Below are 8356 nucleotides of genomic sequence, written 5' to 3'. Positions count from 1 at the left end.
CCAGCCCGCTCAGAGATGTGTATAAGAGACAGCCCCAGACGAGGAACAGGCGCGGATCGCCGCGGACGAGACCGCGCTCGCGAGCGGCCGGCCACGCCCAGTAGCAGATCAGCGGCAGGACGGCGATGAACGCGAGGATCGTGCTCACCTTCACCATAAAGATCAGCACTTCGACGGGGTGTAAGGCGATGACGAGCCCGAGCTCGCCGACGATTTCCGGGGTCACCTCGCTCGTCTCGCCGCCGTTTTCGGTGACTTCGTCGAGCACTTCCGGCGGTACGCGGTCGACGAACTGCGCGAGGACCAGCCCGAATCCGCCCTGATACATCGCGAGGAACGTCCCGCCGAGGACGGCCATGAAGACGCCGACGATGTAGATCGTCTTCGACGTGAGGCTGTCCACGATAAAGGCAAGGTCGTAGGCGTAGCCGCCGATGTCGTCTTCGGTCGTCTCCTCCTCGGTGAACGGATCGAGCATGCCCGCGGCCGTACTCGCGAGGAAGCTCTCGTCCTCGCCTTCGCCTTCGGCGGCCGCGGCACCCGCGCCGCCCGCACCGGCAGCGCCAGCCTCACCGCCGGCGCCGTCTTCGTCGCTCGCAGCCTGCTGTTCCTGGAGCGTGTCGAACCGATCGAGGATCGTCTCGGCTTTCTCCCGGTTGTCGTCGTACATCGCCTGCCGGGAGTACTCGAGGGCGTCGTCTTCGCTCATCGAGAGGAAGACGCCGGCCGGCACTTCCTCGATGTCCGTGGCGGTCAGCGTCTCGAAGTCGACGTCCTCGTGGCTCTCTGCGGCCCGAATATCGTCCTCGTGTGGATACACCGGCGACTGGAGCACTTTCACGGTGTAGACGACCAACACGAGAAAGCCGATGGTCGCGGCGACGACCAGCCCGACGCCGACCTCGCCGAGCAGGCCGTGTTCGGCCGCCATCGACTCGAGGCCAAACGTTCCCTCCGGCCGGTAACCACTCGGGAGCAGCGGATAGACCGACTCTTCGAGGGTATCGAAGCCGTCCTGGGTGACGAAGACGGTCGTCGCGGCGGCGACGAGGAGCAGCCCGCCGCTGAACTGGAGGACGCGTCGCTTCATCAGGCCGGTGCCGGTGTCGAGTTCGGCCGCGCCGCGTCGGCGGATGTTCGCGACGATCTTCGCGAGGCCGAGGCTGAACACGTAGAGGGCCACGAGCGGCAGCGCCCACATGATCAGGGTAAAGGGGTCCGGCGGCGAGAACATCGCGCCGAAGACGGTGATGGCGACGATCGCGTGGCGCCACTTGTCGCGGAACGTCTCGTAGGAGACGATCTCCGTGTACGAGAGGACGCTCATCAACAGCGGGAGTTGGGCGGCGAGCCCGAACGAGAGCGTCAGCAGTGCGATGAACTCGGTGAACTCCGTGATCCCCCAGCTCGGGTTAACGCCGGCGTCGTGGGCGACGGTTCCGAGGAAGTCGAACGCGAAGGGAAAGAAGATCGCGTAGGCGTAGAAGACGCCGATCGAAAACAGGCTCAACGACGCGAGCACCAACCCGGCCAGATACCCCTTGGAGACGGGGACGGCCGACTGGACGCCGCGGCGGCGGAGCGCGTCACGAGAGAAGTAAAACAGCGCCGGAATCGCGACGACGATCCCGACCAACATCCCGATTTTCGCCTGCAAGAGGATGACCTCGAACGGCGTTCTGGTAATGATCTGGGTCGCGTCCGCGACCGTTTGATTCATCTCGGCTTTCGCCGTCGCCTCGAGGAAGTCCCAGATGAACACACGCAGCGCGTAAAACGAGCCGATAAACCCGATCACGAAGACGATAAACACCTTCTGGAGATGGGTCTGCGCACTCGAGAGCATCGTGCCGATCGTCTCGCGGCCGGCGTTGATGGCTTTGGCCGTATCCTCGTCGACGGCAGAACTCATTTACTGCCTGTGGCTAACTGACATCCGGTTATCAACCTTTCGAGTGCTGAGGCGGTAGGCGGTGGTTTCGTTGCCTTCTCCCTCTCGTGCAGTGTGCGTAAGAAAAAGGCCTATAACTGGGGGCCTTACTATATCTCCATAGATGTCGGACGAGCCGGCGGACCGTGGGGACGTCGAACCTTCCGCGGAATCACGGACGACAGCCGCCGAGACGCCGCCGAATGCCGATAGCGGGAGTGATATCCACGGTCGGCCGGTCAGCACAGACGGTGGCCGGGACGAGGATACCGACCCGCGGCCCGACGACGACTCGAGCCCCGAGGACGACGATCTGCAGGTCGAGACCGACGGCGAGGGCGTCGTCGGCGACCACGGCGAGCACGGCGGCGGCGATCCGGAGTATCCCGATCCCGACGAGGATATCGGGGGGATCTCGACGCCGCCGGACGACGAGGAGATGCCCCTCGCCGATCACATCGAGGAGATGGTCCTCCGGTTTGCGATCGTGTTGTTGTTCGGCGCGACCGGGACGGCGCTGGGACTGCTCGTCGCCTCGGACGCGATCAGCTACATCTGGACGGACGTCTTCCCGTACACGGCCGACGAAGTGCCGCCGCCACACGTCTACCACCCGCTGGAGCTGTGGTTGACCCGGATCAAGCTCTCGGCGCTGCTGGGCGTCATGGTCGGGCTGCCGGCGCTGGTCTACCAGTGTTACCGGTTCATGAAGCCGGGGCTCTATCCACACGAGCGCAAGTACTACCTCGCGGCGGTGCCGATGAGCGTCGTCCTCGCCGCGCTCGGGATGTTGTTCTCCTACTGGCTCGTGTTGCCCGTCCTCTTCCAGTACTTCACGTTCTACGCCGAGGGGAGCGCGGACATCGCGTACGCGCTCGGTGAGACGTTCGACCTGATCGTCACGCTGACCGGCTTCCTCGCCATCGTCTTCCAGATTCCGCTGTTCATGATGCTCGCGATCATGATGGGCGTGACGACGCGGCGCTGGCTGGCCGAGAAGCGACTGTACTTCTGGGCGGCGTTCGCCGGGCTCTCGTTTATGTTCACCATGGACCCGACGATGATGGCGCCCATCCTCGTCGCGATCACGATGATCCTGCTGTTCGAGGGAACCCTGGCCGTCCTGAAGTGGGTCGGTACGGAGTGATGCGGCGGCCGACCGGTCCCCGTTTCCCGGCGCCGACCCGCGACTCGCGACCGTCTTCGTACCGACCGTCGCTTTCGGATCGGCTGTCGGTTCTCGAGATCGGAAACCGCGTCCGTTCGTCAGATACGGTGCCGGAGTTCGGCGCGTTCACGCCCTTATATTCCCCGTATCCATCCGTAGATTGTCGAGATTCCCGGATCGATACCCGAAAAAGCACAGTCTGTAAACGATTATGGTTTAGTAGGTTCATACGTTTCCATCGTCTGTGAATACGTGCATGAGGCCACGGCTATATTCTCCATCGGCGTGTGATTGTAAACCACATTCCGTGATCGACGATGACCGGTGGTGGCTCGCGTGACGGAGTTCGTCTCGACGACGTGTATGCGGTGTGCGGTCGGCTGCGGTCACGTCCACCGGTCGGTCGACCGCGGCTACGGCCTCGAGGTGGTCCGCGGCGACGCCGCCCACCCGACCAACAACGGGCTGGCCTGCCAGCGCGGGATCCGCGAGAGCGCCGACCCCGGCGGCGACTGGCTCACCCGCCCGCTCGTCCGCCGCGACGGCGAACTGGTGCCGACGACCTGGGAGACGGCCCTCGAGCGCGCCGTCGAGGGGCTCGAGCCGGCACTCGAGGACGGCCCGGACGGCGTCGCGGTCCTCGGCAGCGGCCAGCAGACGAACGAGGCCGCCTACGCGCTGGGGAAACTCGCCCGCGGCGGCTTCGGCACGCGGTACTACGACGCCAACACGACGCTGTGTATGGCCTCGGCCGTGACGGCCTACTACGACGCCTTCGGCAGCGACGCGCCGCCGCCGACCTACGAGGACGTTCCCGAGGCGAACACGCACCTCGCCTGGGGCGCGAACCCGGCCGCGGCCCACCCGGTCATGTTCCGCTGGATCGAGCAGTCCGCGGACGACCCGGACTCCGAACTGCTCGTCGTCGATCCCGTCGCGAGCGAGACCACGGACGTCGCCGACCACCACGTTCCGGTTTCGCCCGGCGGCGACCTCGACCTCGCCCGCGCGGTTCTCGCGCGCGTCGTCGAGACCGACCGCGTCGACAAGGACTTCGTCGCCGAGTACACCGACGGGTTCGACGATCTTCGCGCCCGACTGCCCGACCCCGCCGCGGCCGCCGACGCCGCCGGCGTTTCCCTCGCGGACGTCGACCGAATCGCCGCGGCCCTCGAGGCGCCCACCCTCGTCTACTGGGGGATGGGCATCAACCAGAGCGTCAACGGCACGGCGGCGTCGGGCGCGCTGATCGATCTGTGTCTCGCGACGGGTAACCTCCGACCCGGCTCCGGCCCGTTCTCGCTGACCGGACAGGCCAACTCGATGGGAACCCGCGTCTGCTCCTCGAAGGGCTCCTGGCCCGGTCACCGGCCGTTCGACGATCCCGAGCACCGAAACGCGGTCGCCAACGCGTGGGACGTCCCCGCCTCGCGGTTCCCCGACGACGCCGGCCCCGGCCCGGTCGGTATCGTCGACGCCATCGGCGAGGACGTCGCGGCGGTCTACGCGGTCGCGACCAACCCCGTCGCCGGCATGCCCGACGCGAACCGCGTCCGCGAGCGACTCGAGGACGCCTTCCTCGTCGTCCAGGACGCCTTCCGTTCGGAGACGGTCGAACTCGCCGACGTCGTCCTCCCCGCGGCCACGTGGGGCGAATCCGAGGGAACGACGACGAACATGGAGCGGACCGTTTCGCGCGTGCGCGCTTCGACGGACACGCCGTCGGGCGTCCGAACCGACCTCGAGTTGATCGGAACCCTCGCGGACCGCCTCGTTCCCGACCTCTTTGACGCCCCGCTCGAGCCCGAACCGGTCTTCGACGAACTGGCCGCGCTGACGGCGGGGACGCCCGCCGATCTCTCGGGGATCAGCTACGACCGCCTCGAGGCGGAGATGGCCGTTCGTTGGCCCGCCCCGTCGCCGGACGTCTCGGCCGGCTACCGCTACTACGAGGGGCCGGCGGCGACCGACGAGTCGCCGGGTGCGAACCCCGACGGCGCCGGCGACGAGGAGTCCTGGACGTTCCCCACCGACTCCGGGCGCGCCCGGTTCTCGACGGGCGAGGGCCGACCGCTGCCGGAACCGCCCGACGAGGAGTACCCGCTGACGCTGACGACGGCGCGTCGTCCCGACGCGTACAACACCGGCGTTCGCGCCCGCGAGGGCGAACCCGCGGCTCGAGTCAGTCCCGCGACGGCGGCCGCGCTCGCGGACGACCTCGTCGACGGCGACGCGGCGCCGATCGAGGGTGCGGCCGACGACGCCGCGTACGCGCGGGTCGTCTCCCGGCGCGGTTCGGTCACCGTTCGCGTCGAGACCGACGACGCGATCCCCGACGGCGTCGTCTGGCTCCCGATCCACCAGCCCGCGGTCAACGAACTCACGCTCTCGGCGGTCGATCCGCGCTCGAAGGAGCCAAACTTCAAGCAGTGTGCGGTGCGACTCGAGGCGCCGCGTACGGCGGCGCCCGGGGTCGTCGCCGAACCGATCGTATAACCGGCGCGGACGGCTGACACGCTCCCATTTTCGGACGGTGCTTTCTCGAAACTCGACCGTACTCCACCTCGAGTGGCGGCTCGACGAGGGGCGTTCCTTCGTTGCCGCTGGTTAACTCACTCACGTATCTGGAACGGGCCGAATGATGTGCAGTGTGGACACTACACACCGTGGAATATCGGCGACCGAATGCGGCCTCGGACCGAGTGTACGTCCTAGTATAGACTATATCCCATTGAAGATCCGACGCATTCGTCCGAAAATACCATATAATTGGGCGATCAATAACGATTACTGTTATATGCGTTAGAGCCATGGCGATAAAACGTGAATCCGGCCATGTTTGAGGAGAAGAAACGCCTACTCGATTCCGATCGTTCGGTTGAGGTGGTGCCCGATGGCGCATAAGAAAGAAGCGCTCAAAGAGGGCTGTTACGGCGACGAGGTTCGCGATCACATCCTCGAGTTCGCGGAGAACGGCGGGTACGAGGCGATTCCGGAGGACGAACGCGACAAGTGGTTCACCCGGTTCAAGTTCTGGGGGCTGTTCCACCAGCGCGACGGACAGGAGTCGTACTTCATGATGCGGCTGACCAACTCGAGTGGCATCCTGGAGCCGAATCAGCTTCGTGCCATCGCCGAGGTCGCCCGCGACTACGCGACCGGTCCCGTCGAAAATCCCGAGTTCGGCAACGGCTGGGTCGACTACACGACTCGCCAGTCGATCCAGCTCCACTGGCTCACACTCGAGGACGTCCCCGAAATCTGGGAGACACTCGAGGCCGTCGGCGTCTCCTCGCGCTCGGCGGGCGGCGACACGATGCGCAACATCTCCGGCACGGCCTTACACGGCAAGGTCGAGGAGTACGTCGAGTCGGGGCCGCTGCTCGAGAAGTTCCAGAACGAACTGCGCGACGACGACGCGCTCGCGAACATGCCCCGGAAGTTCAACATCAGCGTCACCGGGAGCAAATCGGGCTGTGCCCAGGACTCGATCAACGACATCGGCTTCGAACCCGCGCGCAAGGAGATCGACGTCTCCGGCGAAGCCGGAGGCTCGTCGGACGAGTCCGACGGTGGCGAGGCGGTTCGGGGCTTCAACGTCCGCATCGGCGGCGGTCTCGGCGGCCGCCAGCCCCGCGCGGCGACGCCGCTCGACGTCTTCGTGACGCCCGAGCAGGCCTACGAGGTCGGTCGCGGCTTCGTCGAACTCTACCACGACCACGGCGGGCGAACGAACCGCTCGAAGAATCGCGCGCGCTTTTTCGCCGAGGAGTGGGGCATGGAGAAGATCCGCGAGACGCTCCAGGAGGAGTACGTCGACTTCGAACTGCACCGCGCGGGCGAGGACTTCCGCGAGGAGTACACCTACAACGCCGGTAAGCCCACCGACGCGGGGAAACACGATCACGTCGGCGTCTACGATCAGAAGCAAGAGGGGTTCAAATACGTCGGCCTGAACGTTCCCGTCGGTCGGATGCCCGCCGAGGACGCCATCGAACTCGCCGACCTGGCGGACGAGTACGGCTCCGGCGAACTCCGGCTCACCCGGCGCCAGAACCCCGTCGTCGTCGACGTCCACGAGGACGACCTCGAGGATCTCCTCGCGGAACCGCTGCTCTCGGAGTACCAGCCCGAACCCAGCCCGTTCGAGCGCGGTGCGATGGCCTGTACCGGCACGGAGTTCTGTTCGATCGCGCTGACCGAGACGAAAGCTCGGATGGCCCGCATGCTGCGCTGGCTCAACGAAAACGTCGATCTCCCCGACGACGTCGAGAAGATCAAGATGCACTACTCGGGCTGTACGGCCGACTGCGGGCAGGCGATGACCGCGGACATCGGTCTCCAGGGAATGCGCGCCCGGAAGAACGGCGAGATGGTCGAAGCGTTCGACATCGGCGTCGGCGGCGGGATCGGTGAAGAACCATCGTTCGTCGAGTGGGTCCAACAGCGCGTGCCGGCCGACGAGGCCCCCGGTGCGATCCGGAACCTCCTCGAGGCATTCGCCGCCCACCGCAAAGCGGGACAGACGTTCCGTCAGTGGGTCGAAGCGACGGCGACCGAGCAGCTAATAGAGTTCTGTGAACCCGAAGAAACCGACTTCGAGGCGCCGTACATGGACGACGCCAAACAGTCGTGGTATCCGTTCGCGGAGACGGAGTCGGCCGCGGCGGCCACCGAGGAGACGGCGGCGCCGTCGGACGACTAGTTCGCTCGAGCAAATCGACGAGGCGCCGGTCGAAACGACTGTTCTCGAGTCTCGTTCGAACGGGACCGTTTCGGGCGAGGAGACGATCGGCGATTCGGCGATCAACTGGCCGACGGACGGGTCGAGTTACCGAAGGTACTCGTCGACGAAGCGCTCGACCCAGGCGATCCCGGAGAGCGTCGGCGTTCCGGGCAGGTAGACGGGAACGTCGTCGGGGGTGTCCGGATCGGTCGCGTCGACGGTGACCGCGTCGGCGGCGTACTGGGTGGATGATTCGTGCGTGCTCATACAGGAATCGTAGTCGCCGGAACTATTTATCGTTTCGCAAATTTACTTCTCCATTCGAAAACTAACAATCGTTATTGAGTAATTTTCGCACGGTACTGTGTAACTCGGGACCGATGTTACGATCTCGCACGAACGGTCAGTTCGCGGGTGAGAACGAGCGTACTCTGCCACGTTTCGTCGCCTGAATCGCCAACTCAAGCACAGATGTTTTCTGTCTCCTTCAGTAAGTGATCAGTAGCCCGTATCGAGTTGCATAACAGAGACT

The 8356-nt window shown here is 65.4% G+C and carries 5 protein-coding genes; 3 read left to right on the top strand and 2 right to left on the bottom strand.

Annotated elements, in window-relative coordinates:
* Positions 1-1912, bottom strand: a 1912-nt coding sequence (locus C493_RS10685; RefSeq protein ID WP_007259445.1) for a twin-arginine translocase subunit TatC, incomplete at its 3' end; no start/stop codon positions are given.
* Positions 1913-2054: 142 nt separating this feature from the next.
* On the opposite strand from C493_RS10685, the gene tatC reads away from it, so the two are divergent.
* The 3 genes from tatC (at position 2055) to C493_RS10670 (ending at position 7803) form a co-directional block, all read left to right on the top strand.
* Positions 2055-3077 carry a twin-arginine translocase subunit TatC gene (gene tatC / locus C493_RS10680; protein ID WP_007259444.1) on the top strand — a complete coding sequence of 341 codons (1023 nt, stop codon included), beginning with the start codon at positions 2055-2057 and terminating at the stop codon, positions 3075-3077.
* Positions 3078-3434: 357 nt separating this feature from the next.
* Positions 3435-5594, top strand: coding sequence for an assimilatory nitrate reductase NasA (gene nasA, locus C493_RS10675; protein WP_007259443.1), 2160 nt, complete (start codon positions 3435-3437; stop codon positions 5592-5594).
* Positions 5595-5991: 397 nt separating this feature from the next.
* Positions 5992-7803, top strand: coding sequence for a nitrite/sulfite reductase (locus tag C493_RS10670; RefSeq protein WP_007259442.1), 1812 nt, complete (start codon positions 5992-5994; stop codon positions 7801-7803).
* A 126-nt stretch (positions 7804-7929) separates the two neighbouring features.
* Here C493_RS10670 and C493_RS23240 read toward each other — a convergent pair whose 3' ends face one another.
* Complete coding sequence (locus tag C493_RS23240) at positions 7930-8091, bottom strand: hypothetical protein (protein WP_162471455.1); 162 nt, start codon at positions 8089-8091, stop codon at positions 7930-7932.
* Positions 8092-8356 lie beyond the last annotated feature (265 nt).

This window comes from Natronolimnohabitans innermongolicus JCM 12255, from assembly GCF_000337215.1.
In the GTDB taxonomy this organism is placed as follows: Archaea; Halobacteriota; Halobacteria; order Halobacteriales; family Natrialbaceae; genus Natronolimnohabitans; species Natronolimnohabitans innermongolicus.
The sequence above is the reverse complement of the archived record's forward strand: the minus strand, read 5'-3'. Positions and strand labels throughout refer to the sequence as shown.